Origin of the sequence: Mycolicibacterium novocastrense (assembly GCF_001499835.1) — a bacterium.
Taxonomy (GTDB): domain Bacteria; phylum Actinomycetota; class Actinomycetes; order Mycobacteriales; family Mycobacteriaceae; genus Mycobacterium; species Mycobacterium novocastrense.
In genome coordinates this window covers 165,223-185,188 of the sequence record NZ_LQIH01000064.1, presented here as the reverse complement: position 1 = coordinate 185,188, position 19,966 = coordinate 165,223, and the positions used below count along the sequence as shown (strand labels likewise).

The window sequence follows — 19,966 nt, the reverse complement described above, 5'->3', positions numbered from 1 at the left end:
CGTTGAGGCAACTAAGGGAGAGACCAGTGACCATCCGGGTAGGCGTTAACGGCTTCGGCCGCATCGGGCGCAACTTCTACCGGGCGCTCGCCGCGCAGAAGGCCGAGGGCAAGAGCACCGACATCGAGATCGTTGCCGTCAACGACCTCACCGACAACGCCAGCTTGGCGCACCTGCTGAAGTTCGACTCGATCCTCGGCCGGTTCCCCGCCGAGATCAGTCTCGAGGGCGACGACACCATCGTCATCGGTGACCAGAAGATCAAGGCCCTCGAGGTCAAGGAGGGCCCGGCGGCCCTTCCGTGGGGCGATCTCGGGGTCGACGTGGTCGTCGAGTCCACCGGCATCTTCACCAAGCGGGACAAGGCGCAGGGCCACCTGGACGCCGGCGCCAAGAAGGTCATCATCTCCGCGCCCGCCACCGATGAGGACATCACGATCGTCCTCGGCGTCAACGACGACAAGTACGACGGCAGCCAGAACATCATCTCCAACGCCTCGTGCACCACGAACTGCCTCGGCCCGCTGGCCAAGGTGCTCAACGACGAGTTCGGCATCGTCAAGGGCCTGATGACGACGGTCCACGCCTACACGCAGGACCAGAACCTGCAGGACGGCCCCCACAAGGACCTGCGCCGCGCCCGCGCCGCCGCGCTGAACATCGTCCCGACCTCCACCGGCGCCGCCAAGGCGATCGGCCTGGTCCTCCCGGAGCTGAAGGGCAAGCTCGACGGCTACGCGCTGCGTGTGCCGATCCCCACGGGGTCGTGCACCGACCTGACCGCCGAGCTGTCCAAGTCCGCCACCGCCGACGAGATCAACGCGGCGTTCAAGGCCGCCGCGGACGGTCCGCTCAAGGGCATCCTGAAGTACTACGACGCACCGATCGTCTCCAGCGACATCGTCACCGACCCGCACAGCTCGATCTTCGATGCCGGCCTGACCAAGGTGATCGACAACCAGGCCAAGACCGTGTCCTGGTACGACAACGAGTGGGGCTACTCCAACCGGCTGGTCGACCTGGTCGCGCTCGTCGGCAAGTCGCTGTAAGCCGTGGCTTCGTCTTCCATCAAGACTCTGGAAGACCTTCTCGCAGAAGGTGTTTCGGATCGGGGAGTGCTCGTTCGCTCGGACCTCAACGTCCCGCTCGACGATGAGGGCAACATCACCGACCCGGGTCGTATCACCGCGTCTGTGCCCACGCTGAAGGCACTCTCCGATGCCGGCGCCAAGGTGATCGTCACAGCGCATCTCGGTCGGCCCAAGGGCGGGCCCGATCCGAAGCTGTCGCTTGCTCCGGTGGCGAAGGCGTTGGGGGAGCAGCTCGGTCGCCATGTTCAGCTGGCCGGTGATGTCGTCGGAACCGACGCGCTCGCCCGTGCCGAGGGATTGACCGACGGCGACATCCTGCTGCTGGAGAACATCCGCTTCGACCCGCGCGAGACCAGCAAGGACGATGGCGAACGGATGGCGTTGGCCAAGCAGCTCGTCGAACTCGTCGGCGAGGACGGGGCTTTCGTCTCCGACGGTTTCGGGGTGGTGCACCGCAAGCAGGCGTCGGTGTACGACGTCGCGACGCTGCTCCCGCACTATGCGGGCACGTTGGTGGCCGCGGAGGTCAAGGTACTCGAGCAGCTGACCACCTCGACCGACCGGCCGTATGCGGTGGTGCTCGGCGGGTCCAAGGTGTCGGACAAGCTGGCGGTCATCGAATCGCTTGCCGAGAAGGCCGACAGCCTGATCATCGGCGGTGGCATGTGCTTCACCTTCCTTGCCTCACAAGGCGTTTCGGTCGGCTCCTCGCTGCTGGAGGAAGGCATGATCGAAACGTGCCGCAAGCTTCTCGACACCTACGCCGACGTGATCCACGTGCCGGTTGACATCGTGGTGGCCGACAAGTTCGCTGCGGACGCGACGGCCGAGGTCGTCGCCGCCGACAAGATTCCCGACGACAAGATGGGTCTCGACATCGGGCCGGGGTCGGTCGAGCGGTTCACCACGCTGCTGTCCAACGCCAAGACCGTGTTCTGGAACGGACCGATGGGCGTCTTCGAGTTCCCGGCGTTCGCGGCGGGCACCAAGGGCGTCGCCGAGGCGATCATCGCCGCGACCGCCAAGGGCGGATTCAGCGTCGTCGGCGGCGGCGATTCCGCCGCGGCGGTTCGTCAGCTCGGTCTCGACGAAGACGGCTTCTCCCACATTTCGACCGGGGGTGGGGCCTCGCTGGAATACCTTGAAGGCAAAAAGCTGCCCGGTATCGCCGTATTGGAACAGTGAGAGGTCTGGAGAATCGTGAGCCGTAAGCCGCTGATCGCCGGCAACTGGAAGATGAACCTCAACCACTTCGAGGCGATCGCGCTGGTGCAGAAGATCGCGTTCGCGTTGCCTGCGAAGTACTTCGACAAGGTCGATGTGACGGTGATTCCGCCGTTCACCGACCTACGCAGCGTGCAGACCCTCGTCGACGGCGACAAGCTGTTGCTGACCTACGGCGCCCAGGATCTCTCGCAGCACGATTCGGGCGCCTACACCGGCGACATCAGCGGCGCGTTCCTGGCCAAGCTGGGATGCACCTTCGTCGTCGTCGGGCACTCCGAACGGCGCACCTACCACCACGAGGACGACGCCCTCGTGGCGGCCAAGGCGGCGGCGGCCTTCCGGCACGGGCTGGTGCCGATCATCTGCATCGGTGAGCAACTCGAAGTCCGCGAGGCAGGTAACCACGTCGAGCACAACGTCGAGTCGCTGCGCGGGTCGCTGGCGGGCCTGTCGGCCGAACAGATCGGCCAGGCCGTGATCGCCTACGAGCCGGTGTGGGCCATCGGCACCGGCCGGGTGGCCAGCGCGGCGGACGCGCAGGAGGTCTGCAAGGCGATTCGCGACGAGCTGGGCAAGCTGGCGACGCCGCAGGTGGCCGCCGGTGTCCGGGTGCTGTACGGCGGGTCGGTCAACGCCAAGAACGTCGGCGACATCGTCGCGCAGGAGGACATCGACGGAGCCCTCGTCGGCGGTGCCTCCCTCGACGGTGAGCAGTTCGCCACGCTGTCGGCCATCGCGGCCGGCGGGCCCTTGCCGTAGCGCGCCGATTGGTGAGCGCCGCCGACGATTAGGTAGTCTTGCGCCCATGGAATTGGCCCTGCAGATCACCCTGGTAGTGACCAGCGTCCTGGTCGTGCTCCTGGTGCTGCTGCATCGCGCCAAGGGCGGCGGCCTGTCCACGCTGTTCGGCGGCGGCGTTCAGTCCAGCCTGTCGGGTTCGACGGTGGTGGAGAAGAACCTCGACCGGTTGACGCTGTTCGTCACCGGAATCTGGCTCGTCTCGATCGTCGGCGTGGCCCTGCTGATCAAGTACAGCTGACGCCGAGCGCACGGCCGTCGTAGACGTTGCCGAACCCCTTGCCCGCGTGCGGGCTTCCCAGTGCTAGGGCGCGAGTACGCGCGGCGGCATGGGGGCCACCGGTTGCTGCGGTTGAGCCGGCGGAGCCGGCGGCAGCTGAAGGACGGGCAGGTCTCCCCGGACCGCGCCGGGCCCCATCGGGGCGGCCGGCTGTTGCTCCGCTTGCTGCGCCTGTGCAGGCGGGGCATAGCAGTTCGGTGATCCGTCGGACTGGGTGTCGTTCGGGTCACTGGTCGGCACGCCGCCCGAGTCGACGCAGCACAGGTCGGCGTTGCGGACAGTCTGCTTCATGCAATTGTCGTACTGCTCGACGTCCCACGTGCCGTCGTCGGGCGCAGCGGCCGCGCTGGCAGGCCAGCTCAGTGCAAGAAAGGCGCCGGCACAGCCGGCAATCATGAGTCGATGCAGAAGTGGAGGTGAATCGGTCATCGTCGGTCCTCTGACGAGGGTGTGTGATGTACCAAGCGTGCGCCGGAATTGCTCCGTGGTGTCGGTTTCGGACATTTTTCTTGCGCGCTCTCAGCGGTGCCGGGAGTTCCCGTCGCGCAGACCCCGACCGCGACGGCGATACTGAGCGCATGGCCGAACTTCCCGATGCGCTGGAACCGATCGGCGCAGTCCAGCGGACCAAGGTGGGTCGTGACGCCACCGAGCCGATGCGCGAAGACATTCGCCTTCTCGGAGCGATACTCGGCGACACCGTGCGTGAGCAGAACGGCGACGAGGTGTTCGACCTCGTCGAGCGCGCCCGGGTCGAGTCGTTCCGGGTGCGCCGGTCCGAGATCGACCGCGCGGAACTGGCGGGGATGTTCAACGGCATCGACATCCGTCAGGCGATCCCGGTCATCCGCGCCTTCACCCACTTCGCCCTGTTGGCCAACGTCGCTGAGGACATTCACCGGGAGCGTCGCCGGGCAGTCCATGTCGAAGCGGGCGAGCCGCCGCAGAACAGCAGCCTTGCCGCGACCTACGCCAAACTCGACGCCGTCGACCTCGATGCCGGCACTGTCGCCGAAGCCCTCGCCGGGGCGATGGTTTCGCCGGTGATCACCGCGCACCCGACCGAGACGAGGCGCCGCACGGTCTTCGACACCCAACACCGCATCACCGAGCTGATGCGCTTACGCCTGCACGGGCGCAGCGACGCCGATGGACGCGACATCGAGCTCGAGCTGCGCCGCCACATCCTGACGCTGTGGCAGACGGCGCTGGTTCGGTTGTCGCGCTTGAAGATCCAGGACGAGATCGAGACGGGCCTGCGGTATTACCCGGCAGCGTTCTTCGAAGTCATCCCCCGAGTGAACGCCGATGTGCGCACCGAACTGCAGGCTCGTTGGCCCGACGCCGGGCTGCTGGACGAACCGATCGTGCGGCCCGGGTCGTGGATCGGCGGGGACCGGGACGGCAACCCGAACGTCACCGCCGACGTCGTCCGGCTCGCGACCGGCCGCGCCGCCTACACGGCGCTGGACCACTACTTCGCCGAGATCACCGCGCTGGAAGAGGAGCTGTCGATGTCGGCGCGGCTGGTGCGGATCAGCGAGGGGCTCGACGCATTGGCCGCCCGCTGCGAGGAACCCGCACGGGCCGACGAACCCTACCGGCGAGCGCTACGCGTGATCCACTCCCGGCTGACGTCGACGGCGAAGGAGACCCTCGACGAGCAGCCCGAGCACGAACTCGATCTGGGTCTCGAGCGCTACGAGTCGCCCGCCGAGTTGCTCGCCGACCTGGACACCGTCGCTGAGTCGCTGCGGAGCAACGGCAGCGCGGTGCTGGCCGACGACCGGCTGGCGCGGCTACGGGAGGCGGTGCGCACGTTCGGGTTTCACCTCTGCGGCCTCGACATGCGGCAGAACTCCGACGTGCACGAGGAGGTCGTCGCCGAGCTGCTGGCGTGGGCGGGTGTGCACCCCGACTACGGCTCGCTGGCCGAGGCCGACCGGGTGGAACTGCTCGCGGGCGAGCTGTCGACCCGGCGCCCGCTGGTCAAGCCCGGCGCCGAACTGTCCGAGCTGGCCCGCAAAGAACTCGACATCGTCGCGGCGGCCGCGCGGGCGGTGCGAGTCTTCGGGTCGCGGGCGGTGCCGAACTACATCATCTCGATGTGCGAGTCGGTGTCGGACATGTTGGAGTCCGCGATCCTGCTCAAAGAGGTCGGGCTGCTCGACGTGTCGGGGGAGCGGCCGTACGCGCCCGTCGGCATCGTGCCGCTGTTCGAGACCATCGACGATCTGCAGCGCGGATCCTCCATTCTCGAAGCGGCGCTGGATCTTCCGGTGTACCGGTCGATCGTGTCGGTGCGCAGCGATAGCCAGGAGGTGATGCTCGGCTACTCCGACTCCAACAAGGACGGCGGCTACCTCGCGGCGAACTGGGCGCTGTACCGTGCAGAGCTCGACCTGGTGGAGTCGGCACGTAAGACCGGAATTCGGTTGCGGCTCTTCCACGGTCGCGGTGGCACCGTGGGTCGAGGCGGCGGGCCGAGCTACGACGCCATCTTGGCCCAGCCGCCGGGCGCGGTCAACGGGTCGCTGCGGCTCACCGAACAGGGCGAGGTCATCGCGGCGAAATACGCCGAACCACAAGCCGCGTACCGCAACCTCGAGACCCTGCTGGCCGCCACGTTGGAGGCCACGCTGCTCGACGTGGAAGGCCTCGGCGACGAGGCCGGCCCAGCCTACGAGGTGCTCGACGATCTGGCCGCACGCGCTCAGCGCGCATACGCCGGATTGGTCCACGAGACACCCGGTTTCGTCGACTACTTCAAGTCGTCGACGCCGGTGAGTGAGATCGGGGCGCTCAACATCGGCAGCCGGCCTTCGTCGCGTAAGCCGACGACGTCGATCGCCGATCTGCGGGCGATCCCCTGGGTGCTGGCGTGGAGCCAGTCGCGGGTGATGCTGCCCGGCTGGTACGGCACCGGCACGGCTTTCGAGGAGTGGATCGCCGAGGGGCCGCAGTCCGAGGAGGACCGCGTCGAGGTGTTGCGGGACCTGTACCGGCGCTGGCCGTTCTTCCGCACCGTGCTGTCGAACATGGCGCAGGTCATGGCCAAATCCGATCTGGGGCTGGCGGCCCGCTACTCCGAACTGGTCGACGACGAGGAGTTGCGGCGGCGGGTGTTCGACAAGATCGCCGACGAGCATGAGCGCACCATCCGGATGCACAAGCTCATCACCGGCCAGGACGATCTGTTGGCCGACAACCCGGCGCTGGCCCGTTCGGTGTTCAACCGCTTCCCGTACCTGGAACCGCTGAACCATCTGCAAGTGGAGTTACTGTGCCGCTATCGGTCCGGCGACGACGACGAACTCGTCCAGCGGGGAATCCTGTTGACGATGAGCGGGCTGGCGAGCGCACTGCGCAACAGCGGCTAGACAGCAGGAGATCTAGAGACCGGTGGAGCGGCGCACCTTGTTCACCGCCCCGCGCACCACCTGCTCGGTCGCGGCGAGCGGTGAGATCACCGACTCGCCGAGCCCGACGATGCGTTCCACTCGCCCGACTATGCCCTCCATACGGTCGACCACAGCGTTCAGACGGGGGGCGAGCTGGTTGATCTGATTGATGGTCTCGTTGAACCGTTCCAGGGTGGCATCGAGGTTGGCGGTGGAACTGTTGAGATCCTCGAGCGTCTCGCTCAGCCCTTCGAGGATGGTGTCGACCTGCTCGACGGTGACGTCGGCATTCAGCGCCGCCTGGGCGAGCTTCCTGATGCGTTCCGGTCCGGTGCGCACCGGCCTACCACCCTTGTCTGCCATGAGGGCCATTATGACGGCTGTCGGAACCGCTGGGCGTAACCCGGCGTCTGAACACATGTGAGCCACGGAGAAACCACCTCTCGGCAGTGCCCGATGGATCCGCGAATTGTCATGGTCGGATCGGACACCACGACCTCAAGGGCCGACTACGACGCGGGCTTCCGCGACGGACAGAACGATGATCTCTCGGCCCTCTCAGGCTGAACGCTGGTCAGAACGGCGGTGGTTCATCGTCTCTGGCGAGTCGCTCGGCGAGGAGTAGCTCTTTGCGAGCGATGCGCTCGGCGTTGTGTTGCCGCTCCAGCGCGATCCGATATGCCTTGTCCTCCGCGCGGGTGCGCCTGCGGATTGGCATCTTCGCGCCGCGATGAAGATCGTCTGGCCCACCCGGGTGCGGGGCGACCACGATATCGCCCGTGGGGCGGCCCAGCTGTTCGAAGAACTCGGCACCGCTGGGGGTGGTGGTGTACGTGTGCCCGCTGGGCGCCGTCCATATGACGGTGCCGTCCGCGAGTTGTCGGTCTGACCACCCGTCGGCACCGCACCAGAAAGTTTTCAGCAGATGGTGAAACCCGCAGAGCAGCTTCAAGTTTGACGGATGGGTGGGTCCCATTGGATACGGGACCGTATGGTCGATCTGGCACGCAGATGCCGCTACATCGCATCCGGGAAAGCGGCACGTCAGGTCACGCCATCGGATGAAACGAGCTAACGCCGCCGACGGCCGGTAGCCCTGCTCGGGGCAGGGTTCGGGCAGCGGAACGGGGCGCACCCGCGCGGTTGCGATCATCTCGCGCAACAACGAGGCGGGCACCGCGCCGAAGCCTGGCAGGTATCCCGGATTGTCCGACCGGCCCTCGATCGTGGCCTGCTCGGCGATCACATTGACGACGACCTCGCTCGCAGGCCGGCTGGGGGCCCCGTTCTGGCAGTCCTCGGCGCCGCAGCCGCACTGGAGCCGCATCTGCCCTGCGCTCATCGCCACCATCGCGTCCGCGCGGCGTTGGGAAGCGGTGCGCGGATCGTCGCGACAGACCGTTGCGGCAATCTCATCGATGCGCGTGTCGAAAGCCACGCCGTCGGCGAAGGCGAGTTTGGCCCAGACCCCGACCATGCCTGGGCTGATCGGACCGACCTCGACATATCGGTCGTCGCTGGGCGGCTTCGGTTCCCGAACCCCGTCCGGGTCGAACTTCTCCACCCACATGTCGATGCGCTCGTGCAGCTTCGGCCCGGACAACTTCATCCATTTGGGCGACCATTTCGCGAACGCCGCGTCGAGCCGGGCGAGGCGATCGTCGTCCTGGACATTGGAGCTGCGGTTGACCAGGGCGGTCATCATCCGAAAGTCGATCTGTCCGCTCGCGAAGACCTCGGCGACCTTGGGCAAGCGCTCGCGGAGGTCGATGGCGTAGTGCAGGCGACTGGCCGCTCGCCCCCGGCTGATGTTCAGTGCCGCCGCGATCTCGGCGACCACATTGGCGTGGCCGTCGATCGCCCAGTTCGTCCGTTCATCGTCGTCATCCGGGGCGCGGCGGGCATAGAGCTCACCGATGGCCATCAGCTCGCGGCCACAAGCTGCGCTCTGTTCGCGCGATGACGCAGCGATGGTGTCAACCACCGCCGCATCATCGACTGCTTCGAACATGTGTTCGATACTACCCGCGCACCCTGACAAGTCGCGGTGCTCAGGGGCAGAGGGTCAGAGCTTGCTTGCCGCGGGCTCGTCGAGTAACCACACGGTCGCCTCGCGCCCCACCGCACCCGCCGCTGGCACGTCGTCGGCATCAGCACCGCCAATTGCCGCTGCGACCGCGTCGGCCTTTCCGTCACCCGAGACCACCAGCCACACCTCCCGCGATCGTCGAACCGCGGGCAGCGTCAACGTGATCCGGCGCGGCGGCGGCTTGGGGGAGTCCTCGACACCGACCACCAGCCGCTCGGTCTCACGCACCGCGGCGGTGTGGGGGAACAGCGAGTTGATGTGGCCCTCGCCGCCCATCCCCAGAAGATGCACGTCGAAGTTCGGGGCCGGCTCGCCGCCCTCGGCGTTGGCGGCCAGCACCTGCTCGTATGCCGCCGCGGCAGCGTGGAGGTCGTCGCCGAATTCCGCGCCGCTGGCGGCCATCGGGTGCACGTTCCCGGCCGGGATGCTCACGTGGTCCAGCAGCGCCTCTCGGGCCTGCTTGTAGTTGCGCTCGTCATCGTCGGCCGGCACGAAGCGATCATCACCCCAGTAGAGATGCACCTTCGCCCAGTCGATCTCGGCGCCCTTCTCCGCCACGCGCCTCAACAGCCCGGTACCGGTGCCCCCGCCCGTGAGCACGATGTGCGCCGACCCGCGCTTGTCGATGGCCGCGACCATCGCCGCGACAAGTCGATCACCCGCGGCCGCCACCAACGTTGCGGTGTCGGGATGACGCTCGATGGTCGCGCTCATGCGTATTGCACCTTGTCGATTCCCTGCAGGGCCTCGTGATAGATCTCGTCGGGGTCGAGCCTGCGCAGATCCTCGGCCAGGCACTCCTTGGCCTCCCTGCGCGCCAACGGGATTCGGGCCTCGGGCCGGCTGGTGCGACTCAGCGTCGCGGTGACGCCGTCCTGCGGCCGACGCAAAGTGATGGTCTCACCGTCGCGGATCAGCTCGACTTTCAACTCGCCCACCTGTCGGTGCACCGGACCGTCGATCCGAGCGGCGAGCCAACCCGCCAGCACGTCGAGTGACGGCTCGTCGCGTAGACCCGACACCACCGCGGACGCGATCGGCGCGTGCGGCTCCTGATCGACGGCGGCGGCCAGCAGGGCCCGCCAGTACGTGATCCGCGCCCAACACAGGTCGGTGTCTCCGGCGGTGTAGCCGGCAAGTCGCCCTTTGATCGCGCTCAGCGGATCAGAGCATTGCGTCGCGTTGGTTATCCGGCGAATCGCCAACCGGCCCAACGGATCCTCGGCGGGCACCGCCGGCCCGCCTGCCGGCCACCACGCCACGACCGGGGTATCGGGCAACAAGAAGGGCAGCACCACGGCGCTCGCATGATCGGCGAGCTCACCGTGCAGGCGCAGCCCGACGATCTCTCCGGCGCCGGCATCCCCGCCGACGCGAAGCTGCGCGTCCAGCCGGGCATCGTCGGCGTCACGATCCCCGGGCACCACGATGATCACCCGGCAGGGGTGCTCGCGACTGGCGAAGTTAGCGGCTTCGATGGATTCTTCGAGCAGCTCATCGGAATCGAGCGAGACCACCAGGGTGAGCACCCGGCTCAGGGTGATCGCGCCGCCCTCCTCGCGAAGGCCGGTGATTTTCTTGTTGATGTCGTTCGTGTTGGTGTTCGGCAGGTCGACGATCACGGCCGCCTCCATTCCCGGCCCATGCGATGCAACATCTCGTCGGCCGAGGCCGGACCCCAGGTGCCCGACTCGTACGCCTCAGGCTTGCCATGCGCGGCCCAGTAGTCCAGCACGGGATCGAGGATCTCCCAGGACAATTCGACCTCCCTGTTCACCGGGAACAGCGAGGGTTCACCGAGCAGCACGTCGAGGATCAGCCGCTCATAGGCTTCGGGGGAGTCCTCGGCGAACGCCGACCCGTAGGAGAAGTCCATGTTGACGTCGCGGACCTCCATCGCGCTGCCGGGCACCTTGGACCCGAATCGGGTCGTGATGCCCTCGTCCGGTTGAACCCTGATCACCAGTGCGTTCTGGCCGAGTTCCTCGGTCATGGTCTTGTCGAAGGGCAGGTGCGGCGCCCGCTTGAAGATCAGCGCGATCTCGGTCACTCTGCGCCCCAACCGTTTTCCGGTGCGCAGGAAGAACGGCACACCGGCCCACCGCCGAGTGTCGACCTCCAGCGCGATGGCCGCATAGGTCTCGGTCTTCGAATCCTTCGAAAAGCCTTCTTCTTCGAGCAGCCCCACCACTTTCTCGCTGCCCTGCCAGCCCGACGCGTACTGCCCGCGTGCGGTGGTCTGATCGAGCGGCTGCATCGGCCGCGTGGCCGAGAACACCTTGATCTTCTCGATCTGCAGTTCCTTCGGACCGAAGCTGACCGGCTCCTCCATGGCGGTCAGGGCCAGCAGTTGCAGGAGATGATTCTGGATGACGTCGCGCGCGGCGCCGACCCCGTCGTAATAACCTCCGCGGCCGCCGAGCCCGATGTCCTCGGCCATCGTGATCTGCACACTGTCGACGTAGTTGTTGTTCCAGATCGGCTCGTACAGTTCGTTGGCGAACCGCAGCGCGAGGATGTTCTGCACCGTCTCCTTGCCGAGGTAGTGGTCGATGCGGAACACCGACTCCTCGGGGAACACGCTGTTGACGACCTCGTTGAGTTCCTGCGCACTCTCCAGGTCGTGGCCGAACGGCTTCTCGATCACCACGCGGCTCCAGCGGCCCTCCTGCGGGTTCGCCAAACCGGACTTGTGCAGCTGCTCGCACACCGGCTGGAACGCGTTCGGGGGAATGGACAGGTAGAAAACGTGATTTCCACCCGTTCCGCGTTCGGCGTCGAGTTTCTCGAGCGTCTCGGCAAGACGGCCGAATGCCGCGTCGTCGTCGAAAGTGCCCTGAACGAACCGGAATCCCTCGGCCAGCCGATCCCACACCTCCTGCCGAAACGGCGTGCGGGCGTGCTTCTTCACCGCCTCGTAGACCACTTGACCGAAATCCTCGTCGGCCCAGTCCCTTCGGGCGAATCCGATCAACGAGAAAGACGGAGGCAGCAGGCCACGGTTGGCCAAGTCGTAGATCGCCGGCATCAGCTTCTTGCGCGACAAGTCACCGGTGACACCGAAGATGACGATCCCGCAGGGCCCCGCGATCCGGGGCATCCGCTTGTCGCGCTTGTCGCGAAGCGGATTCACCCAGTCCGTCATTTCTTGGCGGCGTTGAGCTGTTCCTGCGTCGCCTCGAGCAACTCGAGCCACGACTTCTCGAATTTCTCCACACCCTCGTCCTCGAGGAGGCGGAACACGTCGGGCAGGTCGATACCGACGGCGGCCAACTTGTCGAAGAGCGCCTGCGATTCGTCGGCCGTGCCGGTTACCGTGTCGCCGGTGATCACGCCGTGCTCGGCGACGGCGTCGATCGTCTTCTCCGGCATGGTGTTGACCGTGTTCGGGGCGACCAACTCGGTGACGTACAAGGTGTCCGAGTACTCGGGATTCTTCACCCCGGTGGAGGCCCACAGCGGACGTTGCACACGGGCGCCGTCGCCCTTGAGCGCTTCGTAGCGCTTGCCGCCGACGAACACCTCCTCATAGGCGGCGTAGGCGAGTCGCGCGTTGGCCACACCGGCCTTACCCCGCAGATCCAGCGCCTCCTGCGTTCCGATCTTGTCCAATCGCTTGTCGATCTCGGTGTCCACGCGGGACACGAAGAACGAAGCGACCGAATGGATCTTGGACAGGTCGTGGCCCGCCTCCTTGGCCTTCTCGAGGCCTTCGAGGTAGGCGTCCATCACCAGTCGGTGGCGCTCCACGGAGAAGATCAACGTGACGTTGACCGAAATGCCCTCGGCGATCACCGCGGTGATCGCGGGTAGGCCGGCCATCGTCGCGGGGATCTTGATCAGCAGGTTGGGCCGGTCGACGGTCTTCCACAGATCGATCGCTTGCAGGATCGTCTTGTCTGTGTCGTGCGCGACCCGCGGGTCCACCTCGATCGACACCCGGCCGTCGACGCCGTCGGAGAGCTCGTACTGCTTGGCCAATACGTCGCACGCGTTGCGGACGTCGTCGGTGGTCACGGTGCGGATCGTGGCGTCCACGTCCGCGCCACGCTCGGCCAGCTCGTTGACCTGTTCGTCGTAAGCGTGTCCCTTGGACAGTGCGGCCTGGAAGATCGACGGGTTGGTGGTCACCCCGACGACACTCTTGGTGTCGATGAGCTCCTGGAGATTTCCCGTCTGCAGTCGGTCGCGCGACAGATCGTCGAGCCACACCGACACGCCTGCCTCGGACAATGCCGCGAGATTCGGATTCTGAGCCATAGCTGTGCCTTTCCTAGCGTTTCGACCTCAGTTGTCTATCGATCGCTCCGCGGCGGCCACCACAGCCTCGGGAGTGAACCCGAACTCACGGAACAACGTCTTGTGATCGGCGGACTCGCCGTAGTGCTCGATCGAGACGATCTCCCCGGTGTCGCCGACGAGCTTGTACCAGCTCTGCGCGACGGCCGCTTCGACCGCCACGCGCGCTGAAACGCTCGGAGGCAGAACCGAATCGCGGTACTCGCGCGGTTGCGACTCGAACCACTCCACGCACGGCATCGACACCACGTAGGCCGTGATGTCCTTTTCCGCCAACTGCTTTCTCGCCTCCACCGCCAGCTGTAGTTCCGAACCCGTCGCGATGATGATCACGTCCGCGTCGTCGGCGGGGTTGCCGCCGCCGAGGACGTAGCCGCCGCGGGCCACCCCGTCGGCGTCGGTGCCCTCCAGAACCGGGATGCCCTGGCGCGTCAGGATGAAACCGACCGGACCGCTGCCGTTTCCGCGGGCGATGATGCTGCGCCACGCGTACGCCGTTTCGTTGGGATCGCCCGGTCGGACCACGGACAGGTTCGGGATCGCGCGCAGCGCCGCGAGGTGTTCGATCGGCTGGTGCGTCGGGCCGTCCTCGCCGAGACCGATCGAGTCATGGGTCCAGATGTAGATGGTGTCGATGTCCATCAGCGATGCGAGCCGCACGGCCGGCCGCATGTAATCGGAGAACTGCAGGAACGTGCCGCCGAACGCGCGGGTCGGGCCGTGCAGCACGATGCCCGACAGGATCGCGCCCATCGCGTGTTCGCGCACACCGAAGTGCAGCACCCGGCCGTACCAGTCCGCCGTGAAATCGTCCGTCGAGATCGACGGCGGGCCAAACGAGTTCACCCCCTTGATGGTGGTGTTGTTACTTCCCGCGAGGTCCGCCGAACCACCCCACAATTCGGGCAGCTTCGGGGCGACGTCGTTGAGCACCTGGCCGAACGCGGCGCGGGTGGCCAACGGCTTGGAACCCGGCTCCCAGTGGGTCAGGTCCGAATCCCAGCCGTCGGGAAGTTTCTGAGCCAGCAGCCGGTCCAGCAGCTCCTTGCGCTCGGGCTCACGCTCGGCCCACGCGTCGAAGTCGGTCTGCCACTTGGCGTGTGCCTCCTTGCCGCGATCCACCAGCTTGCGGGTGTGCTCGATGACCTCCGGCCGCACCTCGAAGGTCTTGTCGGGGTCGAAGCCGAGGATCTTCTTGGTCGCCGCGACCTCGTCCTCGCCCAGCGCCGAACCATGCACGTCGCCGGTGTTCATCTTGTTGGGGGCCGGGTAGCCGATGATCGTGCGCAGCGCGATGAACGACGGTTTGTCGGTCACCGCCTTGGCGGCCCGCACGGCTTCTTCTATGCCGACGACGTTCTCGCCGCCCTCCACCTCCTGCACGTGCCAGCCGTAGGCCCGGTAGCGGGCGGCGACGTCTTCGGACAGCGCGATGTTGGTGTCGTGTTCGATCGAGATCTGGTTCTTGTCGTAGAACACGATCAGGTTGCCGAGCTGCTGGGTGCCCGCCAGCGAGGACGCCTCGCTGGTGATGCCCTCTTCGATGTCGCCGTCGGAGGCGATCACATAGATGTAGTGGTCGAACGGGCTCTCACCCCAGGGAGTGTCGGGGTCGAACAACCCGCGCTCGTAGCGCGAGGCCATCGCCATGCCGACCGCGGAGGCCAGGCCCTGTCCAAGCGGACCGGTGGTGATCTCCACGCCGTCGGTGTGGCGGAACTCCGGATGGCCCGGGGTCTTGGACTTGAACGTCCGCAGGGCTTTGATGTCGTCCAACTCCAGCCCGAATCCGCCGAGATAGAGCTGGATGTACAGAGTCAGGCTGGAATGGCCGGCAGACAGCACGAAGCGGTCGCGGCCGAGCCAGTGCACATCGCTGGGGTCGTGACGCATCTGACGTTGGAACAGCGTGTAGGCCAGCGGCGCCAGGCTCATCGCGGTTCCGGGATGGCCGTTGCCGACCTTCTGCACCGCGTCGGCCGCCAGCACGCGGACGGTGTCGACCGCCGCCGAGTCCACCTCGGTCCAGTCCTCGGGGTGATTCGGGCGGGTCAGCGCGGAGATTTCTTCGAGTGTGGTCACAGGCGCACTCCTGGTCGGCATAGAGCATTTCTCAGCTGCACGTTCAACCACCCTAGTGCGGGATGGTCGCGCAATGCAGGCCGCTGGGGCGAGATGCCGGGCAGGATTAGGACGGCGTTGTCGTGCGGTCTACCATCGTCTGTAGTAGACGCCCGCGCGCTGGGACCATTTCGACAGGAGCAACTGCGTGAGAGTTCGCGACGGTCATCACCTCGTCGACGGGGATTCGATGTCGCCGCGGGGGCGGTTCCGGACGCGAATCCGCGACACGCTTCTCGGCTACGTCTCGCTGACCAAGCCGCGGGTCATCGAACTGCTTCTGGTCACCACCATCCCGGCCATGCTGTTGGCGAGCCGGGGCACGGTCGATCCGCTGCTGATCCTGAACACCCTGTTCGGCGGACTGCTGGCCGCGGCAGGCGCCAACGCACTGAACTGCGTGGCCGACGCCGACATCGACAAGATGATGAAGCGCACCGAGCGCAGGCCGCTGGCGCGTGCCACGGTTCCGCGCAGTCACGCGCTGATCTTCGGGCTGGCCCTGTCCGTCGCGTCGTTCTTCTGGCTGTGGTGGACGACGAACATGCTGTCGGCCCATCTCGCCGGCGCGACGATCGCGTTCTACGTACTCGTCTACACGCTGTTGCTCAAGCGCCGCACCTCGCAGAACGTGGTGTGGGGTGGGGCGGCCGGCTGCATGCCGGTGATGATCGGCTGGTCCGCGGTCACCGGGACGATCGCCTGGCCCGCAGTGGTCATGTTCGCGATCATCTTCTTCTGGACTCCGCCGCACACCTGGGCGCTGGCGATGCGCTACAAGGAGGACTACCGCGCCGCGGGCGTCCCGATGCTTCCCGCGGTCGCCACCGAACGTCAGGTCACCAAGCAGATCCTGATCTACACGTATCTGACGGTGGCCGCGACGCTCGCGCTGACGCCCGTCACCGGCTGGCTGTACGCGGCGGTTGCGCTGCTGGCCGGCGGATGGTTCCTGGTGATGGCGCACCAGCTCTACAACGGAGTGCGTCGCGGCGAGGCGGTCAAGCCGCTGCGCCTGTTCCTGCAGTCGAACAACTATCTCGCCGTCGTGTTCCTGGCCCTCGCGGTCGACTCCGTCCTGGCGCTGCCCACGCTGCTGTAGCCCGCCCCGCTAGGGCACCAGCACCACCGAACCGACGGTCTTGCGGCCCTGCAGGTCGCGGTGCGCCTGCTCGGCATCGGCGAGACGATAGCGCTCGCTGACCGTGATCGTCAGCGTGCCCGACGCGATCGCATCGAGAAGTTCACCGGCACGCCACGCGAATTCGTCGGCGGTGCGGGTGTAGTGCACGAGCGTCGGCCGGGTGAGGAACAGCGAGCCCGCCGCATTGAGCAGCTGCGGGTCGAACGGCGGCACCGGCCCGCTCGAGGCCCCGAACAACGCCAGCGTGCCCCGCACCCGCAGGCTGGCCAGGCTGGCTTCGAAGGTGGCGGCCCCCACCCCGTCGTACACGGCCGCGACACCACCGTCGGTCATCTCCTTGATCTCGGCGCCGAAGGCGGCCGGGTCGGTCGGATAGTCCAGCACTCGCACCGCACCGGCCTGACGCGACAGCTCGGCCTTCTCCGGCGTCGAGACGGTGGTGATGACGCGTACCGCCATGCTGGTCGCCCACTGGGTGAGGATGAGCCCGACGCCGCCCGCACCCGCATGCACAAGCACCGAGTCGCCCTGTTGCACCGGATACAGCGACTTGATCAGGTAGTGCGCCGTCATGCCCTTGAGCAGGGATGCGGCGGCCGCATCGGGGGCCACGCCTTCCGGTACATAGGCAACGAAATCGGCTGGGGCGACGCTGTATTCGGCGTAAGCCCCGTTGGCCTGAGCGGTGACGACCCGATCACCGACCTTCAGCGCGGCGACGTCTTCACCGATCGCCGCCACGGTGCCGCACACCTCGTTGCCGACGATGAACGGCGTCTCCCGGGGGTACTGGCCGGACCGGAAGTACGTGTCGAGGAAGTTCACGCCGATGGCCTCGGCCTTGATGAGCACCTCCCCGGGGCCCGGCGTGGGCTCTGGCTTCTCGACGTAGGTGAGGACTTCGGGTCCGCCGGTCTCTGCGACTTCGATGGCATGCATGGCTCCATCGTGCCAATATCCTGGCACTCGTGAAGCTCGCGCGGCCCGACGTGTTCCATCCACGCATCGTGTTGGCCGGATGCCCGGCACTGCCGGAAGGGGACGGCGACGACGCCGGCCTGGTCGCGGCGCTGGGTAAGCGTGGGTTACACGCGCGCTGGATGTCGTGGGACGACCCGGCGACCGTGACGGCGGATCTGGTGATCCTGCGGGCGACGTGGGACTACATCGATCGCCTCGACGAATTCCTGTCCTGGACGCGGCGGGTCCGCAACCTGCTCAACCCGGCCCGGGTGGTGCCCTGGAACACCGACAAGCGCTACCTGGCCGACCTGGCGGCAGCGGGAGTGCCGACGGTCCCGAGCCGATTCTTCGCCCCCGGTGACGCGGTTGCGCTGCCGAACAGCCGCGAAGTCGTGGTCAAACCCGCCGTTGGCGTGGGATCGGTTGACACCCTTCGGTTTTCGAATCGTGAGGATGCGCGGCGGCATGCGGCCCGACTGATGGCCGCCGGTCGGACCGTGGTGATCCAGCCCTATGACCCGCGCATCGAAGACGGGGAGACCGCGTTGGTGTTCATCGGCGGCGCGCAGTCGCATGCCTTCGCGAAGGGCCCGATCCTGCAGCGGCCCGGCGAGGCGCCTTCGTTCGACGAGTCGGGTACCTACGCCAAGGAGTCCCTCGGCCCCGCCGACCCCGATTTCGAGGTCTGGGACATCGGGCACCATGCGCTGGCGGCGGCGGCCGCGCACCTGGACCTGTCCGTCGATGAGTTGCTCTACGCGCGGGTCGACGTCATCGGCGGACGCTCCGACCCACGCGTGCTGGAAGTCGAGCTCGTCGAACCGTCACTGGGCTGGATGCAGCTGGACGAAACCACCAGGTCCCGGCAGCAGCGCGAGTTCGTCGTCGCCGTCGAATCAGCGCTCGACCGGTTCGGGCTCGGCCCGCTCTCGCATCGACGCCCATAGCGCGGCCGTCGCGGCGGTACAGAGCGCAGCGCCCGCGACGTGCACGGCCACCAACGCGGCCGGCACATCCAATGCATACTGCACGCGCCCCACCAGAGCCTGGGCGGCGACAAGGGCGAGCAGCACGGCCAGTCGCCGCACGACATGTCGCGGTGCGGCCACGGCTCGCAACGCGAACACCAGCGCCACCAACAAAGACAGGTACGCCACCAGTAGCGTCGCGTGCACCTGCACCAGCGTCACGATCTCCACCTGCAACCGCGGCACCGGCGCCTCGATGCTCTTGTCCCCGGCATGTGGGCCTGCGCCCGTCACCAACGTGCCGGTCACGAGCACCGCAGCCAGCGCGACTCCGGTGAGAAACGTCAGTTGCCGCAACGGTTCGGGCACGCGTCGGATCGGCACTCCGTCGTCGGGCTCGCCGATCTTGACGAACAACAGCACAGCGAGCCAGACCATGGTCATCGAGACCAGCAGGTGGATCGCGACCGTCCACCACAGCAGCCCGGTCAACACCGTGATGCCGCCGATCACCGCCTGAACCACCGTCGACACCGGCATCAGCCATGCGTATACGAGCACCTCGCGGCGGCGGCGGGCCCGCGTCACGGCCAGCACGGCCGCCGCGGCGGTGAGCACGACGAGGAAGGTGACCATGCGGTTGCCGAATTCGACCGCCTGGTGCACCACCGGAACCTCCGCGACAGGCACCGGTGTGAAACTGCCCGGGAAGCACTGCGGCCAGGTCGGGCAGCCCAGCCCGGACGCGGTGACGCGGACGATCGCGCCCGTCACCGAGATCCCGCCCTGGGTCAGGATGACCAGGAAGGCGATGACGCGCTGGGTCCGCAGGCTGGGCAGCGGCAGCAGATCGACCAGCCGCAGAAAGGCGCGTCGCACGGTTCCGATGGTAGAGCAGCGCAACTACACGCCGTAGTAGCGGGTGAGCCGGTTACCGGGGCGACACGAACGGAACCAGGACCTCGTCGACCAGTTGCACGACCAGATCGTCGTCGATGCGGTCGCCGGTGATCAGCAGTCGATGCCACAGCACGCTCTGCCCCAACTCGCGGGCGATCTCAACGGGAACGTCGGCGCGCACGTCGCCGCGGGCAACACCACGCGCCAACAACGCGGCCATCTCCTCTTTGCGCCAGCCGATGACGCCGTTGCGGAAGGCCTCGGTGAGGTCTGGGTCGTGGGAGCCGGCCGCGATCGCGGCGCGGATCAGCGGCGCCCGAGGGCCGGTGAACAGCGCGGCCCATCCGCGCAATACGGCGAGCATGTCGCCGCGGTAACTCCCCGTGTCCTCGTGCGGAATGGCCTCGGTCGCGATGCTGAGCAGCGTGTCTCGGAGCAGGGCGGTGGCGTCGGGCCAGCGACGGTAGAGCACGGGTTTGCTCGTTGCGGCCGCCGCGGCGACGGCCTCCATCGTGACACCGGCCGGTCCGACCCGGGCGAGCAGATCGAGCGCCGCGTCACGGATCGCGGCGTCGAGTTCTTGGCCGCGCCGACGCGCCATCCGCCACTCCTTCGAGAAGAAACGCTTGCGTATCTTAACGCGGAAGCTTACCGTCGGGCTATAAGAAACGCATCCGTATCTTAG

General features: G+C 66.9%; 18 protein-coding genes. 7 read left to right on the top strand and 11 right to left on the bottom strand.

The features are described 5' to 3' along the window. Positions 1-26 precede the first annotated feature (26 nt). From gap to secG, 4 genes are read left to right on the top strand one after another with little or no spacing between them, the layout of a single operon-like run. Positions 27-1,049 carry a type I glyceraldehyde-3-phosphate dehydrogenase gene (gene gap, locus AU072_RS25310; protein WP_064416290.1) on the top strand — a complete coding sequence of 341 codons (1,023 nt, stop codon included), beginning with the start codon at positions 27-29 and terminating at the stop codon, positions 1,047-1,049. 3 nt (positions 1,050-1,052) lie between these two features. Beyond that, positions 1,053-2,276, top strand: a complete 1,224-nt coding sequence (locus AU072_RS25305; RefSeq protein ID WP_064416289.1) for a phosphoglycerate kinase — start codon at positions 1,053-1,055, stop codon at positions 2,274-2,276. Positions 2,277-2,291: 15 nt separating this feature from the next. Beyond that, a complete protein-coding gene (gene tpiA, locus AU072_RS25300; RefSeq protein WP_064416288.1) occupies positions 2,292-3,077 on the top strand; it encodes a triose-phosphate isomerase in 786 nt (261 codons plus the stop codon). A 46-nt stretch (positions 3,078-3,123) separates the two neighbouring features. Further along, positions 3,124-3,357 (top strand): preprotein translocase subunit SecG, encoded by a 234-nt coding sequence (secG, locus tag AU072_RS25295; protein ID WP_019348649.1) that lies wholly within the window; start codon positions 3,124-3,126, stop codon positions 3,355-3,357. A 63-nt stretch (positions 3,358-3,420) separates the two neighbouring features. Here the strand turns inward: secG and AU072_RS25290 are convergent, their stop codons facing one another. Continuing rightward, positions 3,421-3,825 (bottom strand): hypothetical protein, encoded by a 405-nt coding sequence (locus AU072_RS25290; RefSeq protein ID WP_133147314.1) that lies wholly within the window; start codon positions 3,823-3,825, stop codon positions 3,421-3,423. 149 nt (positions 3,826-3,974) lie between these two features. On the opposite strand from AU072_RS25290, the gene ppc reads away from it, so the two are divergent. Next, the gene (ppc, locus tag AU072_RS25285) at positions 3,975-6,776 is read left to right on the top strand and encodes a phosphoenolpyruvate carboxylase (RefSeq protein ID WP_064416286.1); all 2,802 of its coding nucleotides are present in this window, start codon (positions 3,975-3,977) and stop codon (positions 6,774-6,776) included. 12 nt (positions 6,777-6,788) lie between these two features. Here the strand turns inward: ppc and AU072_RS25280 are convergent, their stop codons facing one another. From AU072_RS25280 to tkt, 7 genes are all read right to left on the bottom strand, one after another. Continuing rightward, positions 6,789-7,160 (bottom strand): hypothetical protein, encoded by a 372-nt coding sequence (locus AU072_RS25280; RefSeq protein ID WP_064416285.1) that lies wholly within the window; start codon positions 7,158-7,160, stop codon positions 6,789-6,791. 211 nt (positions 7,161-7,371) lie between these two features. After that, on the bottom strand, positions 7,372-8,808 hold the full coding sequence (locus AU072_RS25275; protein ID WP_064416284.1) for an HNH endonuclease signature motif containing protein: 1,437 nt from the start codon (positions 8,806-8,808) through the stop codon (positions 7,372-7,374). Between the two features lie 54 nt (positions 8,809-8,862). Then, positions 8,863-9,600 carry a 6-phosphogluconolactonase gene (gene pgl / locus AU072_RS25270; protein WP_064416283.1) on the bottom strand — a complete coding sequence of 246 codons (738 nt, stop codon included), beginning with the start codon at positions 9,598-9,600 and terminating at the stop codon, positions 8,863-8,865. Continuing rightward, positions 9,597-10,508, bottom strand: coding sequence for a glucose-6-phosphate dehydrogenase assembly protein OpcA (opcA, locus tag AU072_RS25265; protein ID WP_064416327.1), 912 nt, complete (start codon positions 10,506-10,508; stop codon positions 9,597-9,599). Before opcA ends, pgl begins: the two co-directional genes overlap by 4 nt. Next, positions 10,505-12,031, bottom strand: a complete 1,527-nt coding sequence (gene zwf / locus AU072_RS25260) for a glucose-6-phosphate dehydrogenase (RefSeq protein ID WP_064416282.1) — start codon at positions 12,029-12,031, stop codon at positions 10,505-10,507. The genes opcA and zwf overlap by 4 nt, the downstream gene beginning before the upstream one ends. Then, on the bottom strand, positions 12,028-13,146 hold the full coding sequence (gene tal / locus AU072_RS25255) for a transaldolase (RefSeq protein ID WP_064416281.1): 1,119 nt from the start codon (positions 13,144-13,146) through the stop codon (positions 12,028-12,030). Before tal ends, zwf begins: the two co-directional genes overlap by 4 nt. A gap of 27 nt (positions 13,147-13,173) precedes the next feature. Then, the gene (gene tkt, locus AU072_RS25250) at positions 13,174-15,267 is read right to left on the bottom strand and encodes a transketolase (RefSeq protein WP_064416280.1); all 2,094 of its coding nucleotides are present in this window, start codon (positions 15,265-15,267) and stop codon (positions 13,174-13,176) included. A gap of 187 nt (positions 15,268-15,454) precedes the next feature. Between tkt and AU072_RS25245 the strand changes: the two genes are divergently transcribed. Further along, positions 15,455-16,408: a heme o synthase gene (locus tag AU072_RS25245; protein ID WP_064416279.1), complete on the top strand. Its 954-nt coding sequence runs from the start codon at positions 15,455-15,457 to the stop codon at positions 16,406-16,408. A gap of 9 nt (positions 16,409-16,417) precedes the next feature. On the opposite strand, the gene AU072_RS25240 is transcribed toward AU072_RS25245, so the two are convergent. After that, positions 16,418-17,389 carry a quinone oxidoreductase family protein gene (locus AU072_RS25240; protein WP_064416278.1) on the bottom strand — a complete coding sequence of 324 codons (972 nt, stop codon included), beginning with the start codon at positions 17,387-17,389 and terminating at the stop codon, positions 16,418-16,420. 29 nt (positions 17,390-17,418) lie between these two features. Here AU072_RS25240 and AU072_RS25235 point away from each other — a divergent pair, with 29 nt between their 5' ends. After that, the gene (locus AU072_RS25235; RefSeq protein WP_064416277.1) at positions 17,419-18,360 is read left to right on the top strand and encodes an ATP-grasp domain-containing protein; all 942 of its coding nucleotides are present in this window, start codon (positions 17,419-17,421) and stop codon (positions 18,358-18,360) included. Here AU072_RS25235 and AU072_RS25230 read toward each other — a convergent pair. Both AU072_RS25230 and AU072_RS25225 read right to left on the bottom strand, forming a co-directional pair. Beyond that, complete coding sequence (locus tag AU072_RS25230) at positions 18,310-19,260, bottom strand: COX15/CtaA family protein (protein WP_174523816.1); 951 nt, start codon at positions 19,258-19,260, stop codon at positions 18,310-18,312. The two genes, AU072_RS25235 and AU072_RS25230, sit on opposite strands and share 51 nt — an antisense overlap. A 52-nt stretch (positions 19,261-19,312) precedes the next feature. Further along, a complete protein-coding gene (locus AU072_RS25225) occupies positions 19,313-19,882 on the bottom strand; it encodes a TetR/AcrR family transcriptional regulator (protein WP_064416276.1) in 570 nt (189 codons plus the stop codon). Positions 19,883-19,966: the final 84 nt, after the last annotated feature.

What these genes read in the sequence shown, in the direction of transcription:
- secG (WP_019348649.1), top strand. Translation starts at nt 3,124, where the DNA reads ATGGAATTGGCCCTGCAGATCACCCTGGTAGTGACCAGCGTCCTGGTC.
- tal (WP_064416281.1), bottom strand. Translation starts at nt 13,146, where the DNA reads ATGGCTCAGAATCCGAATCTCGCGGCATTGTCCGAGGCAGGCGTGTCG.
- AU072_RS25225 (WP_064416276.1), bottom strand. Translation starts at nt 19,882, where the DNA reads ATGGCGCGTCGGCGCGGCCAAGAACTCGACGCCGCGATCCGTGACGCG.
- AU072_RS25290 (WP_133147314.1), bottom strand. Translation starts at nt 3,825, where the DNA reads ATGACCGATTCACCTCCACTTCTGCATCGACTCATGATTGCCGGCTGT.
- ppc (WP_064416286.1), top strand. Translation starts at nt 3,975, where the DNA reads ATGGCCGAACTTCCCGATGCGCTGGAACCGATCGGCGCAGTCCAGCGG.
- AU072_RS25280 (WP_064416285.1), bottom strand. Translation starts at nt 7,160, where the DNA reads ATGGCAGACAAGGGTGGTAGGCCGGTGCGCACCGGACCGGAACGCATC.
- zwf (WP_064416282.1), bottom strand. Translation starts at nt 12,031, where the DNA reads ATGACGGACTGGGTGAATCCGCTTCGCGACAAGCGCGACAAGCGGATG.
- AU072_RS25275 (WP_064416284.1), bottom strand. Translation starts at nt 8,808, where the DNA reads ATGTTCGAAGCAGTCGATGATGCGGCGGTGGTTGACACCATCGCTGCG.
- pgl (WP_064416283.1), bottom strand. Translation starts at nt 9,600, where the DNA reads ATGAGCGCGACCATCGAGCGTCATCCCGACACCGCAACGTTGGTGGCG.
- AU072_RS25240 (WP_064416278.1), bottom strand. Translation starts at nt 17,389, where the DNA reads ATGCATGCCATCGAAGTCGCAGAGACCGGCGGACCCGAAGTCCTCACC.